Source organism: Mycobacterium sp., from assembly GCF_050701515.1.
Taxonomy (GTDB): domain Bacteria; phylum Actinomycetota; class Actinomycetes; order Mycobacteriales; family Mycobacteriaceae; genus Mycobacterium.
The window spans coordinates 14,320-33,787 of sequence record NZ_JBOGDB010000092.1 but is presented as its reverse complement, the minus strand read 5'-3'; the positions used below and the strand labels follow the sequence as shown (position 1 = coordinate 33,787).

Genomic DNA, 19,468 nt, shown 5'->3' with positions numbered 1-19,468 from the left:
AGGGGACCGGCGGCTTCAGCCGTCGGGGGAATCGGGGACCCGATCGGCGCCGACCTGCTGCACGAAATGATGCAGTGGCTTGGGTTCCGGGCACCCGCGGTCGCGGTAGTCGGTGATGACGTCCAAAGCGAATTTGCGGACAGCGGCCTTGTCCTCCTCGGACATGTAGCCCTGCACCTCGTTGAGGAACAAACCGGCCGGCCGCAGGCTGCCGCGGATCAGCTCGGGATCCCCGGACATGTGCACCATCGACAACATCAGCGTCGGAATGCTGACGTCGAGTACGGCCCTCGGCGATCTCCTCCTCCGACGTCGTAAAGGGTTGTCCTGCATGTGGGTTACGCACCACTGAGTTGCTATCATGGCGGATCGCGGCGGCGCAGGCCAACTCAAACTTTTACGGCCATGGCTCGGCGCGCTGCCCGGGCGGGATAGGCTGACTCATGTCACTCCTTCGACGATGAGGGGGAAGGTTCACGTGGGTATTGCAACTCGGGTCAATGGAGCTGCTCCGCCGGATATGCCGCTGGCCGATGTCGACCTCGGCTCCTGGAAGTTCTGGAGCCTCGACGACGAGTTCCGCGACGCGGCGTTCGCGACCCTCCGCCGTGAGGCGCCGATCTCGTTTCACCCGCCATTGGACTCGCCCGCAGTCGAAGATCCCGTTGGTCATTGGGCGCTGACCAGGCACGACGACCTCTGGTTCGCGAGCCGCCATCCGCACATATTCAGTTCGAGCCCCAGCATCGTGATCAGCGACTCGAACCCGGATCTGTCCGAGTATTTCGGCTCGATGATCGTGATGGACGATCCGCGACACCTTCGGCTGCGCAACATCGTCAGCAGAGCTTTCACCCCAAGGGTGGTGGCCCGTACCGAAGCGTCGGTCCGCGACCGCGCCCGCCGCAGCATCGAGGCGATGATCGCCGCGCACCCGGACGGCGAGGGTGAAGTGGTCAACGAGCTGGCCGGACTGCTGCCGCTGCAGGTGATCTGCGACATGATGGGCATCCCGGAGGAGGACCATCAGCGCATTTTCCACTGGACCAACGTGATCCTCGGCTTCGGCGACCCCGACATCGGAGACGACTACGAGGAGTTCGTGAAGGTCGCGATGGAAATCGGCGGCTACGCGACCGCCCTGGCCGAGGACCGTCGGGTCAACCCGGCCGACGACCTGACCACGGCCCTGGTTGAGGCCGAAGTCGACGGCGAACGGCTGACGTCTGCCGATATCGCGTCGTTCTTCATCCTGTTGGTGGTGGCCGGGAACGAGACCACCCGCAACGCGATCAGCCACGGCGTGCTCGCGCTCACCCGATACCCCGACGAGCGCGCCAAGTGGTGGGCTGACTACGACGGCTTGGCCCCGACTGCGGTAGAAGAGATCGTGCGGTGGGCCTCGCCGGTGATCTACATGAGGCGCACGCTGACCCAAGACTTCGAGCTCTCCGGAACGAAGCTGGCCGCCGGCGACAAGGCCACACTGTGGTACGTCTCGGCAAACCGCGACGAGGCGAAGTTCCCCGATCCGTGGACGTTCGACGTCGCCCGCACACCGAATCCGCACGTCGGTTTCGGCGGCGGGGGTGCGCATTTCTGTCTTGGCGCCAACCTGGCCCGTCGCGAGATCACCGTGGCGTTCGAAGAGCTGCACCGCCAGATCCCCGACATCGAGGCGACCGAGGAACCGGCGCGGTTGTTGTCGCCGTTCATCCACGGCATCAAGCGGCTCCCGGTCGCCTGGACACCCCGCTAAGCGGGTTTCCGGTACGCGTTTGCGGGCACCCCATAGGGAGACCGCATTCGAGCAGCCGGGAGAACCATGCAATCCGATCGCTTTCGACCACTGTTGGCGTCGCGTGGGCCGTACGGTTCCGTCTACTTCGACGACTCGCATGACACCGCGGACGCGGCCGCCCAGCTGGACATCAAATGGCGTCACTTGCGTACTCAACTCGAGGAACAAGGGGCCGACCCGGCCATCACCGACCGGCTTGAGGCGGCGATCCGCCGATCCGATCCAGCTGTCGGAAAGAGTGGCCGTGCCGTCGTGGCCGGCCCGGACGGAGTGATGCTCAACGAACACCTGATCGGTCCCACGCCCGCCCCCGTTGTTCGTGTTTCGAACCTGCCCTACATCGTTCCGGTGGTCGAGCACGGCCTCGAGGACCCCGCCTACCTGGTGGTGGCGGTGGACCACACCGGTGGGGACCTCGCGCTGCACCACTACGGCCGGATGCGGAAGGAAACCGTGGATGGCGGCGGATATCCGGTGCACAAAGCCCACCGAGCCGAAACACCCGGCTTCGGCGACCCGCAGCCGAGGACCGAGGAAGCCCGACGCAAGAATGTGCAGGCGGTGGCCGATCGCGTCACCGCGCTGGTGGACGACTCCGGTCCGGAAGTGGTCTTCGTGGTCGGTGAAGTTCAGTCGCGCAATGACTTCATAGATAGCGTGCCGGAGCGGGTGGCGGACCGGGCCGTAGAACTGGGAGTGGGAGCCCGGACGAGCATCGACGATGATGCACTGCGCGAAGCGATCTCAACGGAGTTTCAGCTTCGGCGACGCAACGTGATCGACGATGCGGCGGAACGATTTCAAGCGGAACTGGGGCGAGGGTCGGGTCTGGCTACCGAGGGTCTGGCGGGCGTGACCGCGGCTCTTCGGGCCGCTGCGGTCGACACGTTGATCATCGGGGACATGGGCGATGTGACGGTGGTCGCCGGTGACGAGTTGGCCACCGTCTCCCCGAACGCCGACGTGCTCTCCCAGCTCGGCGAACCGCCGACCCAGGTGCTGCGGGCGGATGAAGCGCTTCCGATGGTGGCCGTATCCATCGGGGCAAAGCTGGTACCGGCCGAAGACAGGGTCACACCAACCGAAGGTGTCGGCGCACTATTACGGTTTCCGGTCGGGTGATCACCTCTGCTGTGACATTCGGCAGACTGATCGGCCACGCCCGCGGATGCCCGCGCGCCGGCTTCTAAACGCCGACGAGGCCGCTACCTGACGATCAGCGTGCCCTTCATGTTCGGGTGATACACGCAGTAGAACGGATACTCGCCGGGCTGGGTCGGCGCGATGAGTGTGGCCTTCTGCTGGCCGTCGACGTGTAGGTCAAATGCACCCGCGGTTTGCGAGGTGACGGAATGCTCGGCCGAATCGTTGTTGGCGACGGTGATCTCCGCCCCAGGGGCGACCGTGAGAGGCTCCCCGAACGCCATATTCTCGATGGTGATCGTTGCGCCGGCCGCTGCCGGTGCGGTGGGTTCCGGCGCCGCCGGTGGGCCGGTGGCCGCGGTCGTGGTTGTGGCGGTGGTTTCGGTGGTCGCAGCTTCGTCCGTGCTGGTCGAATCTCCACACGCGGCGACGATCGCCGCGACGAGACCCATGGCCGCCCAGAACATACACATCTTCTTCATCGTGCCCCCTAACAGTTCCCGCCTATACGACACGATTATCGACCCGTAGCGGTTCGCCCGAGTCGAATTCGGCGACCTAGACCATCGCCACTGAGCTAGACGACGTATCGGCTGAACCAGTCCTGCACGCGGCGCCAGGCGTCGGCGGCGGCCGTCGGGTTGTAGCGCGGGCCGGTGTCGTTGAAGAAGGCATGTTCCGCATCCGGTTCGGTCACCAGCTCGTGCACCAGTCCCGCTCGCTCGAGCGCGGCCCTGGCGGCCGGCTCTGTCTTGTTGACCCGATCGTCGCGGGCCGCGTAGATGCCGAGCACCGCTACGTTCTTGGAGCCCGAGAAGTCCGGGTTGTCGGGGGCCGGTCCGTAGAACGGAACGGCGGCAGCGAGTTCGGATGCACCGGCGCCCAGCATCCGCCACACCAGTCCTCCGCCCATGCAGAAACCCACGGCGGCAATCTTCTTGTCCGGCACGCGGCGCTGCAGCTCTCCGACGCCGGACTTCAGGTTGGCCAGCGATTCCTCGGGCGCAATCTTGCTCAGTGCCGCGGTCGCCTCCGCCGGATCGGCGAATGTCGCCGTGCCGCCTTGCGCGGAGAGCATATCGATGGCGATTGCCGAGTAGCCGATACCGGCGAAGCGGCCGGCAACCGATCGGGTGTGGTCGTTGAGGCCTTTGTTCTCGTGGATGACCAGCACGCCACCGCGCGGGCCGGTCGCTTCGGCCCACGCGCCTTGCAGCTCGCCTCGGGGGCCCGCCCAGGTGACCGGTGTGGTCGGCAGGGCCCTTTCGGAGCCCGGCGGCGGCGCGCTCGCGGTGGCCGGGCCGGTCGCTGTGACCGGAGCGTCCGTGGCCGGCTTGTTTTCACCACAGGCGGCGATGAGCGCGCTGCCGGCCGCGGCACCCACGCCGATCAGCGCGAGCCGTCGCAGCGCTTCGCGTCTGGACAGCAGACCGTCGACGTGGTCGGTGGCGATTTCTTCGGCGATGTAGCGCTGTAGCGGTGTCACGCGAGCGAGTATGCGCTTGCAAGCCAAAGTCGGGTAGATGGTTTGTCCAGACGCGCAATACTCAGGCCGTGGAGTGGACGCCGGACGGTGAGGCCCTGCGGGGCCGGGTGGCGGTGGTGGCCGGCGCGACGCGCGGCGCCGGCCGGGGCATCGCGGCGGCGCTTGGCGAGGCGGGTGCAACGGTTGTCTGCACGGGCCGCAGCTCCATGTCGGGCAATGAACGGTCCGACTACGACCGGCCGGAAACCATCGAGGAGACCGCCGCGCTGGTGGACGAACTGGGCGGTGAGGGTATCGCGCACCAGGTCGATCACCTGGACCCCGGGCAGGTGCGCGCGCTGGCGCACCTCATCCGCGGCGACCACGGCGCCATCGACATCCTGGTCAACAACATCTGGGGTGCCGAACTCCTCACGGGACCGCCGCCGACATGGAACCGGCCGATCTGGGAGCACGATCTCGACGACGGGCTGCGCATCCTCCGGCTGGGCGTCGACACGCACTTGATCACGTCGCATTGCCTGCACCCGCTGCTCATCGAACGGCCCGGCGGTCTGCTCGTCGAAGTCACCGACGGAACCCGGCGCTACAACGATCAGCACTTCCGGCTGTCGGTGTTCTATGACCTCGCCAAGACCGCGGTGAACCGGCTTGCCTTCGCGCACGGTCACGAACTCGAACGGTTCGGCGCCACCGCGGTCGCCGTGTCACCCGGGTGGCTGCGATCCGAGATGATGCTCGACAACTACGGCGTCGACGAAGCCAATTGGCGAACGGCACTCGAGCCGGACCGCGGCGATGGGGGTCCCACCGCTCCCCCGGGATTCGCCGAGTCGGAGACACCGCGATACGTCGGCAGGGCCGTCGCGGCGATAGCCGCCGACCCAGCCCGGGAACGCTGGAACCAGCGTTCGGTCACCTCCGCGGAGCTTGCGCGCGAGTACGGCTTCACCGATGTCGACGGCCGCCGGCCCGATGGCTGGGCCTCGGCGTAAAGCTAGGTCACGGCGCCACATCCCGCGCTGTAGACAAATTCTGAAATCTGTTCACTGATTTCGTTGACACCCTCACCTTGCGCGCTGTTCTATGGCTGAGTGACGTCTGTTGAGGAGACCGTGCTCGGTATGTGGAAGGCGCTGTCGGCCCGCGACTGGGACTCGGTGAAGACGTTCCTGTCGGATGACTGCATCTACCTCGACATGCCGGTCGGGCCTACCGCAGCGGCCCGAGGTCCCGAAGACATCGTCAAGCGGCTCAAAATCGGCCTCGAGCCGTTGGCCTCCTACCAGAACTTCACCGGGCTGATAATCGACAACGGGACCGATGTCATGTACGAGCACCATGAAGAATGGCATTGGCCCACAGGGGAATCCGCGGTCCTGCCGTTCGTCACTGTGCACCGCGTGCTGAACGGGAAGATCACCCTATGGAAGGACTACTGGGACATGGGTGCGCTGGCCAACCATGCCCCACCGTCCTGGATGGATGACTTCGCCAACGCCGACATGTCGTGGGTGTTCGACGCCACCGGCCTGGTCTGAGGAGGCCCGATGTACGACCTGAAAATCACCGGCGGGACCGTGGTCGACGGGACGGGAGCCGACCGATTCCGCGCCGATATCGGCGTCAAGGACGGTCAGATAGTCGAAGTACGCAAGCGGATCGGCGACGACGCAGGACTGGAGGGTCCAGAGAACCCAGCCGCAGAGACCCTCGACGCCACCGGTCGGATAGTGGCACCCGGGTTCGTCGACATCCACACCCACTACGACGGGCAGGTCAGCTGGGACCCGCTGCTGGAGCCGTCGAGCCTGCACGGCGTCACCACGGTGGTCGGCGGGAACTGCGGAGTGGGATTCGCGCCGGTCACTCCCGGTCGTGAGCAGTGGCTCATCGAACTGATGGAGGGTGTGGAAGACATCCCGGGGACGGCGCTGGCCGAGGGGATCACCTGGCAGTGGGAGAGCTTCCCCGAGTACCTCGACGCGATCGAGAAACGTCCGCTCGCTGTCGATTTCGGCACCCAGATCGCGCACGGCGCGGTGCGTGGCTACGCGATGGGCGACCGCGGCGCCCGCAACGAAGAAGCCACCGAAGACGATATTGCGACGATGGGCCGAATCGTCCAGGAGGCCATCGAGGCGGGGGCGCTCGGCTTCTCCACGTCACGCACCGAGGGGCACCGTGCCGTCGACGGCGAGCCGGTACCCGGCACGTACGCAGCAGAACAGGAGCTATTCGGCCTGGGGCGGGCTATGGCCGCCGGTGGCCGTGGGGTCTTCGAGGTGGCTCCGCAGGGCGTGGCCGGCGAGAGTCCCGCGGAGGCCTCGATTAGGGAACTCGACTGGATGACGAAGCTGGCGGCCGAGATCGAACGGCCCGTGTCGTTCGCCATGATCCAGACGCCGGGGGCTCCCGAGCTGTGGCGCGAACTGCTGGATCGTGCCGGCAAGGCCCTCGAGAACGGGATCGAGGTCTACGCGCAGATCGCGGCCCGACCGTTCGGGATGTTGTTCGGCTTCCCCGGCTACCACGCATTCACTCACCGACCCACCTTCCGCAAGCTCAAGGAGGAACTGAACCGCGAGGAGTTGGCGCAGCGGCTGGCCGAACCGGCGGTGCGGGCGGCGATCCTTGCCGAGAATGACCTTCCGCCGCAGCCTCTTCCGTTGTTCGACGGCATGTTTGCCCTTATCCAGCACAGCGCCGACCGCATCTACGCCATCGGCGACCCGCCCGACTACGAACCGACGACGGAGCGGACCGTCGCTGCCATCGCCGAGCGCCGCGGCGAGGACCCGCTGGCCACCATGTACGACCTGATGCTCGAGTCGGACGCCTCGGCGCTGTTGATGCTGCCGTTCTACAACTACGCCGCCGGTAACCACGACGCCATTTACGACATGCTGACGCATCCCGCCGCCGTTTCGGGGCTGTCCGACGGTGGTGCCCACTGCGGGCTGATCTGCGATGCCTCCTACCCGACATTCCTGCTGACCCACTGGGCCCGCGACCGCCATCGTGGGCCGAGGCTCGCACTGGAGTACGTGGTGCGCAAGCAGACCCTGGACACCGCAACGCTTTTCGGGCTGTCCGATCGTGGGCTCATCGAGGTAGGCAAGAAGGCCGACCTCAATGTCATCAACGTGGATGCCCTCACCCTCGACTTGCCGAAGATGGTGTACGACTTGCCTGCCGGCGGGCGCCGGCTGATCCAGGGCGCGAAGGGCTACGACGCAACCGTGGTCAGCGGAGCAGTGACCCGGCGCCACGGGGTCGACACCGGCGCCAGACCGGGGCAATTGATCCGGGGCGTGCGGTAGTCAGCCGAGCCCGTAGACCCGCTGCGCGTTTTCTCGGGCGATCAGGTCGACCACCCGGATGGCGTCCGCCTCGTCCCATTCGCCGGCGTCGACGAACCGTTGCAATGTGTGGCGAATCCCGCTGCGCCACAACCGGGCTCCGAGGTAGTGCAGCTCGGCGGGGCCGAAGCCGTCCGACGAGTACAGGATCTTGCGGAACGGCGCCATCTCGAGGAGCCGACCGATGAACGCTCGCGAACCTGCGCCGAGGTAGTTGATGGCCAAGCCGCCGTCGAGGTAGACGTTGTTGAACGCCTGGGCCAAATAGCCCGCCTCCCGCTCGTACGGGTAGCAATGCAGCAGCATGATCGGCGTATCGCCGGATGAGCGCAGGAAGTCCAACAGGTACAACGGATTTGTGGTGTGCAGGTCGGCGTCCCGATCGCCGAAGCCGACATGGAACTGCAGCGGCTTGCCCAGCCGCAATGCCTGGTGGAGACCGAAGCGCAGCAGCACCCGGTCGGTCAGCCGACGCCCGCCCTCGTCGCGCCAGCGCGCGGCCGCCTCGGCCACCTCGGCGGGCCGCGGTTCGGACAGGTCGCCCCTGAATCCGCCGCGGTAGGCCAGGATCGACTTGGTGCCCACCGCGGTCGCTGCCCGCTCGGCCAGGATCTCCTCGAACGCCGTGGCGTAATCGGCTGGCACCTGGGCCGCCTGCTCGGCCACCGCCTCCAGACGGACGATCTCGTGGGTGTGACCGCCGGAAACCTCCGCCATGTCGGTGAGATCGGCTATCCCGCTGCCGAATCCGGTGTCTACCAGCCAGTCGGTCACACCCGCGGCCGGCAGGAACAGCCGGGCCAACTCCGGCTCGTCGAACTGGCTGCGCCGATCCCAGTACGTCTGCGCGTCGACGTGGCTGGGCAGACCGAGTACCGGTGCGCAGTGCGCGCGCACTGCGAAACCGAGCTGGGTGTCGAACGCCGAGTCGAAATCGGCCAGCGGCTCGGTGTTGGCCTCGTTCAGGCCGTTCTCAAATCGTGTCCGGTCACCGGAGTCCAGCCAGCAGCCGTGTACGTGGTGGTCGATCAACGGCACAGTGTCGATGTGCTGGGCCAGGCCGCTCGAAGTCATACGCTCCACGCCATGCGGAACTTCTCGGCGAGCTCGTCCTCGCCGAGGTCACCGAAGTTCTCCTGCTCGTAGCGGCGCACCGCCAGCAGCGCATCGACGGCCGGATCGCCGAGAATGCCTCGTATCGGTGCGGATTTGTCCAGGGCATCGAGCGCCTCGGCCTGACTCGTCGGCAACAACGCGGTACCGGCATCGGCGCGCTGGCGGTCGGTGAGCGTGGATGGGTCGACGGTGGTCTCCGGGGACAGCGGCAGCTTGCGCTCGATGCCGTCGAGGGCGAGCCCAAGGATCACGGCGGTGGCGAAGTACGGGTTTGCGGATGGATCGACGACCTTCACCTCGACGTTTGCGCCGAGCGGATTGCTGCTGCCGCCGATCAGGAATCGTAATGCGGCCTCACGGTTTTCGGTGCCCCAGCAGACATAGGCGCCCGACCAGTGCCCCGGCTGCATCCGCAGCCCGGACAGCACGGAGCCGCACAGCACGCCCTCCGCGTCGGGCAGCCCGGCGAGCAGCCCGGCGATTGCCGACTCGCCCTCCGCCGTCATCCCCCGTACGCCGGTGCCGTCGGAGAACAGCGGCGCATCGCCCTTCTGTAGCGAAAAATGTTGGTGTGCACCGGACCCCACACTGCCGGCGAAGGGTACCGGGGAGAGGCTGACCCGCAGGCCGTACTGCCGGGAGACCCTGCCGATGATGATCCTCATCAACAGAAGTTGATCCGCCGCGGCGATCGGAGACTGTGGGGCCAGTGATATTTCGAACTGGTTGATGCCGTACTCGGGATGAAACTGCTCGATGGACACACCCGAATTGGTTGCGCTGTCGGTGACGTCTCGCACGAACCCTTCGAATTCCAGCACCCCGGCCAGTCCGTACTGCGCCCACATGGTGCCGGGCAGGCGGCTGCCGTCGGCCCCGACGAGCACGAACTCCAGCTCGTGGCCCACCAGGGCGTCGATTCCCGCTTCGGCGAGCCTGTTCTCGATCCGGTCCAGTGCCCCGCGGCTGCAGTACGGGTCCGGTGTGCCGTCCTGATTGAAGAAAGCGCCTGGCGCCCACGCCAATCCGTCACCGAGGATGCGCAATGCGCCCAGGTCGATGCGGATGCGCTGGTCTCCCACCACACCCGTGGCGTCGCCGAACACGATCCCGGTCTGGTCGATGGCGAAGACGTGCCAAACCGGGCTGGCCCCCAATCCGGGATCGGCGAACGTGCCCATGCGCCGCAGCGGAACGGTCTTGGCGTGGGTGATTCCGGCCGGGTTGACCACCGTGCCGATCAGCGTGGCGACCCCGTCGGATTCGAGCTGGGCGATGGCCGCTGCGGCGAGGGGTTTGGCTGCCCGCGATGTCACAGCAGCCATTCTGCGCTGACGTCGAATGAATTACAGGGTGATCTTGCAGCTTTGGCCGATGTCGAGCGTGCGCAGCATCCGGCCCATGCCCAACCACATCGCGCACGACAGCGCCAGGTCCGTCAACAGTTCGTCGTCGAACTGTTCACTGCAGCGCGCCCAGAAGTCCTCGTCGTCCCGCAGGCCGGTGTGGTCGCCGGCGAAGCGTTCCGCGAACTCGGCGGCGATACGCTCCTGCGCGCTGTACCCCGGCCACGTCCGCCATTCGGCGGCGTGGTCGTAGAGCTGCTCGTCGACGCCCGCCGCGATGCCCTCCGAGTCGCGGGTGTTCTGGCATACCACGCATTCGTTGTTGAGCGCGATGATCATCCGGGCCAACTCGCGGACCCGCATCGGCAGTCGGTTCTTGTCGTAGACCGCGCGCGTGAAACCGACCATGCCAGCTCCGATGTCAGGTGACCTCATCACCCAGGCAGCGGCGTCGTCGTCAGCGAAAGGTCCGATTCGGCTCATGCCGGAATCGTACGCCGGGACTGAGAAAAGTGAAACACGTTCTAGAAACGCAGCTGAAAGCGCTGGTTAATCGGTGTATCGGCCTACTGCGGCGGCCTCGATACGCACTGTGCGGAGTAGAGCTCCTCGCCGAGCTTGTCCATCAGCTCGAGCTGGGTCTCGAGGTAGTCGACGTGCGTCTCCTCGTCGGCGATGATCTTCTCGAAGAGGTTCGCCGTCGTCGAGTCTTCTTTTTCGCGGCACATGACGATGCCCGGCTTCAACCTGGCCATCACTTCGTACTCGATCGCGAGGTCGGCTTCGAATTGTTCCCGTAAGGTCTGGCCCACCCGCAAGGAGAACAACCGCTGATAATTCGGCAGGCCGTCGAGCAGCAGTATGCGGTCGGTGATCTCCTCGGCATGCTTCATTTCATCGAATGATTCGGCGCGGGTATGGGCGGCCAATTCGGTGAATCCCCAGTTCTCCTGCATCTTGGCGTGCAGGAAATACTGATTGATGGCCGTGAGTTCGCTCGTCAGCTGCTCATTGAGCAATTTCAAAACGTCGGGATCGCCTTGCATGGTCGCTCCTAAGCAACTTGTGGGCCGGTCACGTGTCGCACTGCCTGGTCTCAATCCAATCTAGTGCAGGGAACCCGCTCGGGCGACGGCTTCCGGTGTGTCCGCGGCGTGTTTCACGCGTGCTTCCAACGATCTTCGGCTCGGGTGACCGTGATGGGTCGGTGCACGCTGGACTGCCTGTCCTTAGTAAGGTTAGACTGCACTAACATGTCGGCGACAGCACCTGACAGGCGGAAGACGATGAGTGAGTATGATTTGCACTCACTCATTCTCGCCTGCGATTTTCGCGTCGACGATATCGACCGAATGTGGCATTGGGTCAAGAAGCATCGCGACAATTTGTCCTCCATCGGCGCGCATCACGTCGTGCTGTACACCTCGATCTGGGAGCCCCGGCGAGTATTGGTGACAATCGGTATTCGGCACGCGCGGTCAATTCGCGATGTTTTGCGCTCGCCCGCAATTTTCGAATGGTTCGACATATCCGGCGCGGACGACATTCCGCCCATTTTCGGTGGCGAAGTGGTGGAGAAAATAGACCTGTACGGACCGTCGCCGGAAGAGCACGTTGGCCGGATCGTGGTGGGCGTCATGTCCTCGGTCGACGATGTGCCGGCCCTGATGGCCAAGGTGCATGACGGGCTAGATCGCTTCAAGCGCGGAGGGGTCCGCAAGATCTGGGTCTATCAGGCCCTCGATGACGGTCGAGAAGTGCTGATCCTGCAGGAGATCGACAACGAGATCAACGCCCGGCAATGGATTGATCACCCCGACGCCGCAGCGGAGTGGATGTCGAAGGTTGGGTTGGGTGCCTATCCCACGCAGTTCGTCGGCAAGTTCGCCCATCTCATGAGCGTCGACGAGAGCTGATGGGCCGCTGATGTTTGTCTGCCTGTGCATCGGAGTCACCAGCCACGTGGTCAACGAGGCCGTCGCCAACGGTGCTTCGACGTCGAAGGAAGTGGCCGCCGCGTGCGGCGCGGGCTCGGAATGTGGACGGTGCCGGCGCACCGTGCGGGCCATCATCGCCGCGAATCAAGTCAACGGCAGCCCGACGCGCACCGGCAGCTAGTCGAGCAGCTGCTTTATCCGTTCGACGCAGAAGCCGACCAGGTCCAAGTCGTCGGTGAGCATCCCATCGTCGCGAAACTTGGATTCCAGCCGCGACACCGGGCAGGCCAGCGCGAGCGCCGCGAGGATTTCGTTGTAGCGAAGATTGCGCACCGGCAGCCCGGTCAGCCGCTGGTATCGCTCGACGGTTTCGTCGCGTCCGGGAGTTCCGTCCAGCCGCGGCACGCCCTGGTATTCCGACATGGCCCAATCGGTGAAGAGCAGCCAGGCCAGATCGGCCTCGTGGTCGCCGACGTAGGCGATCTCCCAGTCCAGCACCGCGGAGACCTCGAACTGCGGGCCGTAGAGGATATTGGAGAGCCTGCTGTCGCCCCAACAGAGCGCGAGGTGCTCGGGCTGGTAGATGTTGTCCCGCAACCATTCCGCGGCCGCCGACAGCTCGGCGCGCGGCCGACCCGACGAGGCCCACTGCAACATGTCGCTGTAATAGTCGACGACCTGCTCGAGCGGGTGAGCGCCCCGATCCGGCATCAGCAGTTTGTCCAGCTTCAGCGCGCGCCAGTCCAGCGTGTGCACGTCGGCGATGGCCTGCACGCAGCCCCACCACATGGTGGCCCGCTGCTCCGGTGAGGCGTCGAAGTACAGCCCCTCAGAGTGATACGACGGCACGTCGCCGGGACTGCCCACCGTCGGCAGCTGTTCCATTACGAAATATGGCGTGGCGAGTGCGGCATCGCTGCGGTCCAGCCAGCACACCGTCGGAACGGTGATCGCGGTGTCCCGCAACCGCTTCATCACCAACACCTGGCGTGCCAAGTCGTAGTCCGGAAAGAGGCTGACCGCCGGTGGCCGGCGAAAAACCAACCGCTTCAGCGTTGTTGGCACGCCATCGGCGTCGTCTGTTTCCAGCTCGAACAGGAATGTCTCGGTGGAGAAGCCGCGCTCGGCGCCGCGCCAATTGACGATGCGAGCGGTGGCCGCGCCGGGAACGCGCTCCCGGGCGATCGGTTCCAGCAACGCCGCGATCTCGTCGGCCGTGGGCCGGGCCGGGGCCTGCGGTGCCCCCACGGTCAGTACCCGGCGTAGCCGTAGCGATCGTTCTTACCCATGAACACCATCTCGACGAGGCCATGGCCGACCGAATCACCCTTGCGGACACGGCAGAACGTCTCACTGAGCATGCTGACCTTCGCGATCTCGGACGGGTCGGTGGTGTCGACGACGAAGCTGTCGGCGAAGCTCGGACCGCGCCAATGTCCCGAGGCGTAGCCGCGGTATTCGTCGTAGCCGGCGAAGCCGGGCCAGAAGTTGGTGGCGGGCGTGATCGAGATGGTGTCAGCGGTGCCGTCGGCGGCATGCACGACGACTTCACCCCCACTGATTACCCGAAGGTCGTCACGGAACCGGAAATCGTGCTCGACCGCGGTGATGGCCTGGCTGGGCTTGCCTGTCGAAGAGGGGTAGAGCAGTTCGCCTTCGTAGTGCCAGACCCTGCCGTCGGCGTCCTCGCGTTGCGCGAAATGCACCAGGCGGTCGTCGAATTCGAAGATGCCCATGAAGTAGAGCACGCCCTCGGGGATGCTGTGTGGCTGCAGAATCGCACCCTCGGGCAGGTTGCCTCCCCCGCCGCCGCGGCGCACGCCCCACGAGTGGTCACGGGCGAAGTACCAGTTCTCCGGGGTGATCGCGATCGTGTTGTCGCCGATCGTGATCGAGCCCGAGGCCTGGCCGTTCTGATAGAACCGGCGGGCATCCTCGTCGACGCGGCCGCGGTCGCGGAAGAAGGCGGGTGCCTGCTCGTAACACGGGAAGGTTCCGGTGAAGTCCACCTCCATGCTCAGCCCTTGCCCATCGCCGGCCTCGAGCGTCGCCCGCACCCCGCGCAGCGGCTCGGTGATCTCGTAGGTGTAATTGCCGATCTGCCACGACGCAATGCCGTCGGCGGCCGCAGAGATCTCCCGCGAGGTCCGCACCACGTGCGCCTGCCCGTCGACGGTGGCCATTGCGTAGGCGTCGATGACGTTTCGGTTGGGGTAGCGCGCCATGCCAGTCATCACGCTGGTCAGCCGTTCGCGGTCGAACCCGTAGAGCACCACGCGTTCGGTCCAGCGCAGATCCGACTGGTCGACGTGATCGAACGTGGTGGGCAGTTGGTGGCACATCAACTCGTCGTGAGCGGTCAGCATGGGGGTACATTACGTTACGTGCTATAACGTAATCAATAGCCAATGGAGACCGATTGGAGTGACCGGTCATGCCGACGACCAGCGGTGCCGCCGTCAAGTCGGCGGGCCGTCCTCGTGATCCCGGCATCGACGACGCGGTCCGGACCGCGGCGCGCGAGGTGCTCGTCGAATTCGGTTACGAGGACACCACTCTCGCGGCCATCGCGCATCGGGCCGGCGTGAGCATTCCCGCCATTTACCGCAGATGGCCCAGCAAGCACGAGCTGATCGAAGAGGCCGTGCTGCACCTGGACACCTTCGATCTGCCCCGGCCTACGGGTGACCTGCGAGCCGATCTGGGCACCTGGGTGCGGCTGTTTCTCGATGTGGCGATGGAGCCGGCGGCGCGCGCGGCCGTGCCGGGGTTGATGTCGGCCTACAGTCGCAATCCCGATGACTACAACCGGCTGCTCACCCGCGGTGAGATTCCGGTGCGCGCGGCCATCGAGGAAATGGTGCGGCGGGCCGTGGCAACCGGACAGGCCGCCGAGAACTGCGACGCCGGCGCGGTGTTCGACCTGATCCGCGGCGCCACATTTCTGCGCGCCCTCACCCACTCCGACGACGGCGCCGACGAGTTCTGTGCCCGGATCACCGATGCGGTGGTTCGGGTCGTCGCTACGAGGTAGCCGTCCCGCGTTTGTCGGCGAACGCCGCGAGCGCGTCGGCGTTGGCGGCCGCGCCCATCAACTCGGCGAAATGGGCATTCTCCCGTTCGGTCGCTGCCTCGATCCCCGGGCGGGCGGGCTCGGCGATGGTCCGCTTCACCGCCATCAGGCTCGGGATCGGCCGCGAGGCAAGGATTTCGGCGTGCCGACGGGCTTCGGGCAGCAGATCAGCGGGCTCGCAGACCCTCCACACCAGTCCCATCCGCAGCGCCTCCTCGGCGCTGACCCACTCCGAGGACATCAGCAGCCACGCGGCGTTCTGCCGGCCGACCAACTGCGGCAGTAGATACGACGACGCCGCCTCTGGCGCGACGCCCAGGCTGGTGAACGGGCACTTCAGCCGCGCCGTCGACGACATGAACACCAGGTCCGCATAGCCGAGAATGGTGGTGCCGATGCCGACTCCGAGTCCGTTGACCGCACAGATCAGTGGCTTCGGGAACTCGGTCAGCGCATCGATCATCGCGGTGAAGTGGCTGCCCTTGTTGTTCAATTCCGGATCGGTGATCCGCGTCTGCATCTCGTTGAGGTCGTTGCCGGCGCTGAACGCCCGGCCGTTGCCGGTCAACAGCACGACCGCTACTTCCGGATCCTCGGCCGCTTCGCGAATCGCTACCGCCGTCGCCTGGTAGAGCGCTTCGTCGAAGGCGTTGAGAACCTCGGGCCGGTCCAGGGTGAGGGTGCGCACCCGGTTCTCGTCGCTGATCTGCAGTGTCACGTCAGCAGCGTACGCAACGTGAGTTACCGTCATTCAGGTGATCTACGGCTGGCTTGTTCGCAAACAGGCGCCCGGCCTGTGGGAACGGCTGTCCGATCAGCGCATCGACGAGCTCCCGCTCGCCGACGACGTGCACTTCGTCTTCCTCGGCGACCACCCGCTGGCGGCGGATCTTCACGGCGCAGACAAGCTGCGGGCGTGGCTGCGCGAGCTGTTCCGCCGCTTCCCGCGACTGCGCTTCGAGGTCGAGGACCTAATCGTCGAGGGCGGCCCGTGGTCGACCCGCCTGGCCACCCGCTACGTCGCGACACAAGATGGGCAGGTGGTTTATCGCGGGACGGCGTTCCAACGCGTCGTCTGGGGCAAACTCGCCGAAGAGCGCATCCTGCCCGACACTCAGGCTTTGGCGGCAGCGCTGGCCAATTAGTCGCTGCGCATGGGCGTTGACGTCAACCGTTGCTGTACACCCGGGTGGGCTCGACGAACACCAGGGTGCGACGCTGTTCGGCCATCACCCGGTCGTATTCGTCCCAGTCGTCGTGCGTGCCCCCGGCAGCGGTGAACACATCTCGCAGCAGCAGACGCAACTGGTCGGCGTCCTTCAGCCACGGCTGCGGATCGTCCGGGCCTGCGAGTTCGGCGTTACCCTCCACGGTCGCCCATTGCCAACCATCGCGGAAGGTCGCGGCGAGCTGGGGACGGGCCCGCAGGTTCGCGAGTTTGACCTTGCCGTAGGTGACGAACGCCAGGACGGGCCGCCCGGTCTGCGGATGTGGAAGGACCCCCGCGTTCACCAGGGAAGCCTGGATGGTGTTGGCGGCCCGCAGGGTGGACACCACGGTCAAGCCGTTGTCGGCCCGCGCCAGTGCGACGGCCTCGTCAAGTGTGGTCATCGGACGACCTTCTGTTGGAGTTGAACGGAGTTCTGAAGACATAGCGACTGGTGGGCACCGTATCGATGTTCTGGTTGGCCCCGAATGCGGCGGTGCTGGCCACCATCCGCTCCATCCTGTCGCGTAGATCGTCGTCGTCGGCGGTACCGAAAAAGGCATGCAGATCGGATATCGCCTCGATCGGAAACAGCTCCTCGACGATCGCGGCGATGGCCGGCGCACCCGGCGTCAACGCCCGCACCACCGCGTTCTGCGTGTATCCGAATGTCGCCTGGGTTTCGATGGCCACCGCCGTGTGGTCGATGTGCCAGCGGGCCCGCCAGGTCGCCTCGTCGAGGTCGTCCGGGCGGCGAAGCAGCGCGACGTTGGCCAGGCCGACGGTGCGCTGACCGGGCACGGTGTCGGGCGGTGGCAGCGGGACGGATTCGGTGACCAGGTATGCTGCAACCTCGTCGCACTCCTTTTCCAGCACCGCCGTCGCGGCGCGCACCTGGTCGCCGTAGGACTGCTGGGCCCACATGCTGACGACGGCGATAACGGGCGGATCCAGCGTCGTCAACGTCATCAGCGAATCGCGCACCTCGCCGTCGCGCACATTGATCGCCAGGCCCGGCAGGCCGATGTCGAGCAGATCCGCGGCGACCTGGGCCCGCAATCTGGTGCACCACGCGTCATCCGGCTCGGCTCCCCGGAGCGTGAGGACGACTTTTTCCACGCGGCTAATTTAGCCGACACAATTATTCGCCCTTCTTCCCCCGCTACCGCCATGACTTCCGATAAGTTCGAATTACCGCCGAAGACACGCTGATACACGGTATTTGGAGGTATCGATGTCCCCACCACGCAGTTTCGACGAACTATCGGGGCGAGTCGCCGACGTTGCACCGGTATTCCGCGAGCCGCTGGACTCCCCGTACGAGATTTCCAACGAGCTCTACGCGGCGCTTCGTCACGTGCTGCACGACGTGGGCGGTCAGATCGATCTGCCCCTCCCCTTCAAGGAGAAGGTGGAAGAGGAGTGGGAGATGAACACCTACGTCACCTGCGAATGTCTGGGGTGGCGCGGGGCGTGGAACTCCGAGGAGCGCAGGCGCGCCGAGAACGATCTGGGCGCCACGCTGTATTTCGGTCTGCCCTACTACGCACGCTGGGCGACCGTCGCGGCCAAGGTGCTGATCAACAAGGGGCTGATCACGCCCGACGAATTGACCGCAAAGATCGACGAGGTGCGCGCGCGATCGGGGAAGAAGTCATGACCAAGTACAAGTACGCCGTCGGGGATCGCGTCACGGTGCGCGATGGCACCACCCTGTTTCACACTCGCACCCAGGCCTTTACCCGCGGCAAGACCGGAACCGTCGTCGAGTTCCGGCCGGAATGGGTGATTCCGGAAGACGAGGCCTGGGGGCGCGACGATGCCGAACGGGGCGGCCGCAACGAACCCTTCTACGTCGTCCGATTCCTGCAGAAGGATTTGTGGACCAACTACACCGGGTTCGACGTCGACACGCTGGAAACCGAGGTGTCCGAGCACTGGCTGGAACCGGCCAACGAGGAGAAGAAGTGACCCACGACCACGATCACGGCGCGCACGACCCGATCCAGTCATCCGACCAGGTCAGCGAATTCGAGATCCTGGAGAAGGCGGTCCGCGAACTGGCCATCGAGAAGGGGCTGTTCTCGGAGGAAGACCACCGGCGGTTCTCCGAATGGGCGGAGTCGCTCGGCCCGAGCGGAGGCTCGAAGTTGGTCGCCAAGGCCTGGGCCGACGCCGACTTCAAGGCGCGGCTGCTGGCAGACGGCACCGAGGCCTGCAAGCAGGTGGGTATCGACTGGCTCGACCCGACCGGCGTCGGAACACCGAGCGACTACACCTACTTCTACGTGTTGGAGAACACCCCCGAGGTGCACAACGTCATCGTGTGCACGCTGTGCTCCTGCTATCCGCGACCGGTGCTCGGCATGTCACCCGACTGGTACCGCACCCCGAACTACCGCCGGCGCCTGGTGCGCTGGCCGCGGGAAGTGCTGGCCGAGTTCGGTTTGCATTTCGGCCCCGACGTCGAGGTGCGGGTGCACGACTCGAACCAGAAGTCGCGGTTCATGGTCATGCCCATGCGTCCCGAGGGCACCGAAGGATGGACCGAGGAGCAGCTTGCCGCGATTATCACCCGCGACACCATGATCGGCGTCGCGCTGCCGCAAGCCGATTGGACCGCCTCTGGTCCACCGTCGGCGGCCAAGGCAAGCGTGTGAGCGGCCCACCATACGAAGTCCTGCTCGACACGCTTGGCCTGGACGCTCAGCGCGAGAAGTCGCTGCCCGAATTGGAGCGCAAGCCCGACCCGTGGGAGTCCGCGATGCAGGCGACATGTGAATGCCTGTCCTGGCGGGGATCGTTGGACAACCTGGAGCGCCGCCATGCCGAAGACGCTCTGGGTGAGACCACCTATCACGACTTTCCGGTACGCGCCCGGTCGGTCGTGGTGACCGCGCACGAGCTGATGGATCGCGGCGCGTTCACCCCGGAGGAATTGCAGGCCAGAATGGACGCCGTACGGGAGCGGTTCAACCGGGCTTAACGCCGTTCTCG

24 protein-coding genes and 1 pseudogene are annotated in these 19,468 nt (G+C 65.7%); 13 read left to right on the top strand and 12 right to left on the bottom strand.

The genetic code is table 11. The annotated features are described in order from the left end of the window. Positions 1-30 precede the first annotated feature (30 nt). Positions 31-346: pseudogene (locus tag ACRDU5_RS07830) on the bottom strand (4-hydroxyacetophenone monooxygenase); the annotation flags it as partial. A gap of 114 nt (positions 347-460) precedes the next feature. Between ACRDU5_RS07830 and ACRDU5_RS07825 the strand changes: the two are divergent. Both ACRDU5_RS07825 and ACRDU5_RS07820 read left to right on the top strand, forming a co-directional pair. Next, complete coding sequence (locus ACRDU5_RS07825) at positions 461-1,759, top strand: cytochrome P450 (RefSeq protein ID WP_526613915.1); 1,299 nt, start codon at positions 461-463, stop codon at positions 1,757-1,759. Positions 1,760-1,825: 66 nt separating this feature from the next. After that, positions 1,826-2,923 carry an Rv2629 family ribosome hibernation factor gene (locus ACRDU5_RS07820; RefSeq protein WP_526613914.1) on the top strand — a complete coding sequence of 366 codons (1,098 nt, stop codon included), beginning with the start codon at positions 1,826-1,828 and terminating at the stop codon, positions 2,921-2,923. Positions 2,924-3,006: 83 nt separating this feature from the next. On the opposite strand, the gene ACRDU5_RS07815 is transcribed toward ACRDU5_RS07820, so the two are convergent. Next, positions 3,007-3,426, bottom strand: coding sequence for a cupredoxin domain-containing protein (locus ACRDU5_RS07815; protein ID WP_526613913.1), 420 nt, complete (start codon positions 3,424-3,426; stop codon positions 3,007-3,009). A gap of 95 nt (positions 3,427-3,521) precedes the next feature. Continuing rightward, positions 3,522-4,430 (bottom strand): dienelactone hydrolase family protein, encoded by a 909-nt coding sequence (locus ACRDU5_RS07810; RefSeq protein WP_526613912.1) that lies wholly within the window; start codon positions 4,428-4,430, stop codon positions 3,522-3,524. A gap of 68 nt (positions 4,431-4,498) precedes the next feature. Between ACRDU5_RS07810 and ACRDU5_RS07805 the strand changes: the two genes are divergently transcribed. The 3 genes from ACRDU5_RS07805 to ACRDU5_RS07795 all read left to right on the top strand — a co-directional run bounded on the left by ACRDU5_RS07805 (position 4,499) and on the right by ACRDU5_RS07795 (position 7,753). Then, entirely contained in the window at positions 4,499-5,425 is a 927-nt protein-coding gene (locus ACRDU5_RS07805; RefSeq protein WP_526613911.1) for an SDR family oxidoreductase, read from the top strand. 99 nt (positions 5,426-5,524) lie between these two features. Further along, positions 5,525-5,971, top strand: a complete 447-nt coding sequence (locus tag ACRDU5_RS07800) for a nuclear transport factor 2 family protein (protein ID WP_526613910.1) — start codon at positions 5,525-5,527, stop codon at positions 5,969-5,971. 9 nt (positions 5,972-5,980) lie between these two features. Beyond that, entirely contained in the window at positions 5,981-7,753 is a 1,773-nt protein-coding gene (locus tag ACRDU5_RS07795) for an N-acyl-D-amino-acid deacylase family protein (protein WP_526613909.1), read from the top strand. Here the strand turns inward: ACRDU5_RS07795 and ACRDU5_RS07790 are convergent, their stop codons facing one another. The 4 genes from ACRDU5_RS07790 to bfr form a co-directional block, all read right to left on the bottom strand. Beyond that, positions 7,754-8,866 (bottom strand): amidohydrolase family protein, encoded by a 1,113-nt coding sequence (locus ACRDU5_RS07790; RefSeq protein WP_526613908.1) that lies wholly within the window; start codon positions 8,864-8,866, stop codon positions 7,754-7,756. It abuts the gene before it with no gap. Then, positions 8,863-10,233: a type I glutamate--ammonia ligase gene (locus ACRDU5_RS07785; protein ID WP_526613907.1), complete on the bottom strand. Its 1,371-nt coding sequence runs from the start codon at positions 10,231-10,233 to the stop codon at positions 8,863-8,865. The genes ACRDU5_RS07790 and ACRDU5_RS07785 overlap by 4 nt, the downstream gene beginning before the upstream one ends. Positions 10,234-10,254: 21 nt before the next feature. Then, entirely contained in the window at positions 10,255-10,737 is a 483-nt protein-coding gene (locus tag ACRDU5_RS07780; RefSeq protein ID WP_526613906.1) for a carboxymuconolactone decarboxylase family protein, read from the bottom strand. 83 nt (positions 10,738-10,820) lie between these two features. Further along, on the bottom strand, positions 10,821-11,300 hold the full coding sequence (gene bfr, locus ACRDU5_RS07775; RefSeq protein WP_526613905.1) for a bacterioferritin: 480 nt from the start codon (positions 11,298-11,300) through the stop codon (positions 10,821-10,823). 240 nt (positions 11,301-11,540) lie between these two features. Here bfr and ACRDU5_RS07770 point away from each other — a divergent pair, with 240 nt between their 5' ends. Both ACRDU5_RS07770 and ACRDU5_RS07765 read left to right on the top strand, forming a co-directional pair. Next, positions 11,541-12,170 (top strand): fatty-acid--CoA ligase, encoded by a 630-nt coding sequence (locus ACRDU5_RS07770; RefSeq protein ID WP_526613931.1) that lies wholly within the window; start codon positions 11,541-11,543, stop codon positions 12,168-12,170. Positions 12,171-12,180: 10 nt separating this feature from the next. Next, complete coding sequence (locus ACRDU5_RS07765) at positions 12,181-12,372, top strand: (2Fe-2S)-binding protein (RefSeq protein WP_526613904.1); 192 nt, start codon at positions 12,181-12,183, stop codon at positions 12,370-12,372. Here the strand turns inward: ACRDU5_RS07765 and ACRDU5_RS07760 are convergent. Then, the gene (locus ACRDU5_RS07760; RefSeq protein ID WP_526613903.1) at positions 12,369-13,439 is read right to left on the bottom strand and encodes a phosphotransferase family protein; all 1,071 of its coding nucleotides are present in this window, start codon (positions 13,437-13,439) and stop codon (positions 12,369-12,371) included. The genes ACRDU5_RS07765 and ACRDU5_RS07760 overlap by 4 nt on opposite strands. A gap of 2 nt (positions 13,440-13,441) precedes the next feature. Next, positions 13,442-14,557 (bottom strand): Rv3169 family protein, encoded by a 1,116-nt coding sequence (locus ACRDU5_RS07755; protein ID WP_526613902.1) that lies wholly within the window; start codon positions 14,555-14,557, stop codon positions 13,442-13,444. 68 nt (positions 14,558-14,625) lie between these two features. Here ACRDU5_RS07755 and ACRDU5_RS07750 point away from each other — a divergent pair, with 68 nt between their 5' ends. Next, positions 14,626-15,225 carry a TetR/AcrR family transcriptional regulator gene (locus tag ACRDU5_RS07750; protein WP_526613901.1) on the top strand — a complete coding sequence of 200 codons (600 nt, stop codon included), beginning with the start codon at positions 14,626-14,628 and terminating at the stop codon, positions 15,223-15,225. Here the strand turns inward: ACRDU5_RS07750 and ACRDU5_RS07745 are convergent. Next, the gene (locus ACRDU5_RS07745; RefSeq protein ID WP_526613900.1) at positions 15,215-15,982 is read right to left on the bottom strand and encodes an enoyl-CoA hydratase/isomerase family protein; all 768 of its coding nucleotides are present in this window, start codon (positions 15,980-15,982) and stop codon (positions 15,215-15,217) included. The two genes, ACRDU5_RS07750 and ACRDU5_RS07745, sit on opposite strands and share 11 nt — an antisense overlap. A gap of 37 nt (positions 15,983-16,019) precedes the next feature. On the opposite strand from ACRDU5_RS07745, the gene ACRDU5_RS07740 reads away from it, so the two are divergent. Beyond that, complete coding sequence (locus tag ACRDU5_RS07740) at positions 16,020-16,409, top strand: nuclear transport factor 2 family protein (RefSeq protein WP_526613899.1); 390 nt, start codon at positions 16,020-16,022, stop codon at positions 16,407-16,409. A 22-nt stretch (positions 16,410-16,431) separates the two neighbouring features. On the opposite strand, the gene ACRDU5_RS07735 is transcribed toward ACRDU5_RS07740, so the two are convergent. Beyond that, the gene (locus tag ACRDU5_RS07735) at positions 16,432-16,875 is read right to left on the bottom strand and encodes a TIGR03618 family F420-dependent PPOX class oxidoreductase (protein ID WP_526613898.1); all 444 of its coding nucleotides are present in this window, start codon (positions 16,873-16,875) and stop codon (positions 16,432-16,434) included. Next, a complete protein-coding gene (locus ACRDU5_RS07730) occupies positions 16,862-17,590 on the bottom strand; it encodes an EthD domain-containing protein (protein ID WP_526613897.1) in 729 nt (242 codons plus the stop codon). The genes ACRDU5_RS07735 and ACRDU5_RS07730 overlap by 14 nt, the downstream gene beginning before the upstream one ends. Before the next feature lie 115 nt (positions 17,591-17,705). Between ACRDU5_RS07730 and ACRDU5_RS07725 the strand changes: the two genes are divergently transcribed. The 4 genes from ACRDU5_RS07725 to ACRDU5_RS07710 are packed head-to-tail and all read left to right on the top strand — an operon-like array spanning position 17,706 to position 19,457. Further along, positions 17,706-18,131 carry a hypothetical protein gene (locus ACRDU5_RS07725; RefSeq protein ID WP_526613896.1) on the top strand — a complete coding sequence of 142 codons (426 nt, stop codon included), beginning with the start codon at positions 17,706-17,708 and terminating at the stop codon, positions 18,129-18,131. Continuing rightward, positions 18,128-18,442 carry an SH3-like domain-containing protein gene (locus ACRDU5_RS07720; RefSeq protein WP_526613895.1) on the top strand — a complete coding sequence of 105 codons (315 nt, stop codon included), beginning with the start codon at positions 18,128-18,130 and terminating at the stop codon, positions 18,440-18,442. Before ACRDU5_RS07725 ends, ACRDU5_RS07720 begins: the two co-directional genes overlap by 4 nt. Then, entirely contained in the window at positions 18,439-19,131 is a 693-nt protein-coding gene (gene scnC / locus ACRDU5_RS07715) for a thiocyanate hydrolase subunit gamma (RefSeq protein ID WP_526613894.1), read from the top strand. Before ACRDU5_RS07720 ends, scnC begins: the two co-directional genes overlap by 4 nt. Next, positions 19,128-19,457 (top strand): ScnB, encoded by a 330-nt coding sequence (locus ACRDU5_RS07710; RefSeq protein WP_526613893.1) that lies wholly within the window; start codon positions 19,128-19,130, stop codon positions 19,455-19,457. Before scnC ends, ACRDU5_RS07710 begins: the two co-directional genes overlap by 4 nt. Positions 19,458-19,468: the final 11 nt, after the last annotated feature.

Coding starts and splice junctions, on each gene's coding strand:
- ACRDU5_RS07815 (WP_526613913.1), bottom strand. CDS start 3,426: ATGAAGAAGATGTGTATGTTCTGGGCGGCCATGGGTCTCGTCGCGGCG.
- ACRDU5_RS07780 (WP_526613906.1), bottom strand. CDS start 10,737: ATGAGCCGAATCGGACCTTTCGCTGACGACGACGCCGCTGCCTGGGTG.
- ACRDU5_RS07790 (WP_526613908.1), bottom strand. CDS start 8,866: ATGACTTCGAGCGGCCTGGCCCAGCACATCGACACTGTGCCGTTGATC.
- ACRDU5_RS07755 (WP_526613902.1), bottom strand. CDS start 14,557: ATGCTGACCGCTCACGACGAGTTGATGTGCCACCAACTGCCCACCACG.
- ACRDU5_RS07725 (WP_526613896.1), top strand. CDS start 17,706: ATGTCCCCACCACGCAGTTTCGACGAACTATCGGGGCGAGTCGCCGAC.
- ACRDU5_RS07785 (WP_526613907.1), bottom strand. CDS start 10,233: ATGGCTGCTGTGACATCGCGGGCAGCCAAACCCCTCGCCGCAGCGGCC.
- ACRDU5_RS07765 (WP_526613904.1), top strand. CDS start 12,181: ATGTTTGTCTGCCTGTGCATCGGAGTCACCAGCCACGTGGTCAACGAG.
- ACRDU5_RS07820 (WP_526613914.1), top strand. CDS start 1,826: ATGCAATCCGATCGCTTTCGACCACTGTTGGCGTCGCGTGGGCCGTAC.
- ACRDU5_RS07720 (WP_526613895.1), top strand. CDS start 18,128: ATGACCAAGTACAAGTACGCCGTCGGGGATCGCGTCACGGTGCGCGAT.
- ACRDU5_RS07750 (WP_526613901.1), top strand. CDS start 14,626: ATGCCGACGACCAGCGGTGCCGCCGTCAAGTCGGCGGGCCGTCCTCGT.
- ACRDU5_RS07825 (WP_526613915.1), top strand. CDS start 461: ATGAGGGGGAAGGTTCACGTGGGTATTGCAACTCGGGTCAATGGAGCT.
- ACRDU5_RS07795 (WP_526613909.1), top strand. CDS start 5,981: ATGTACGACCTGAAAATCACCGGCGGGACCGTGGTCGACGGGACGGGA.
- bfr (WP_526613905.1), bottom strand. CDS start 11,300: ATGCAAGGCGATCCCGACGTTTTGAAATTGCTCAATGAGCAGCTGACG.
- ACRDU5_RS07735 (WP_526613898.1), bottom strand. CDS start 16,875: ATGACCACACTTGACGAGGCCGTCGCACTGGCGCGGGCCGACAACGGC.
- ACRDU5_RS07770 (WP_526613931.1), top strand. CDS start 11,541: ATGAGTGAGTATGATTTGCACTCACTCATTCTCGCCTGCGATTTTCGC.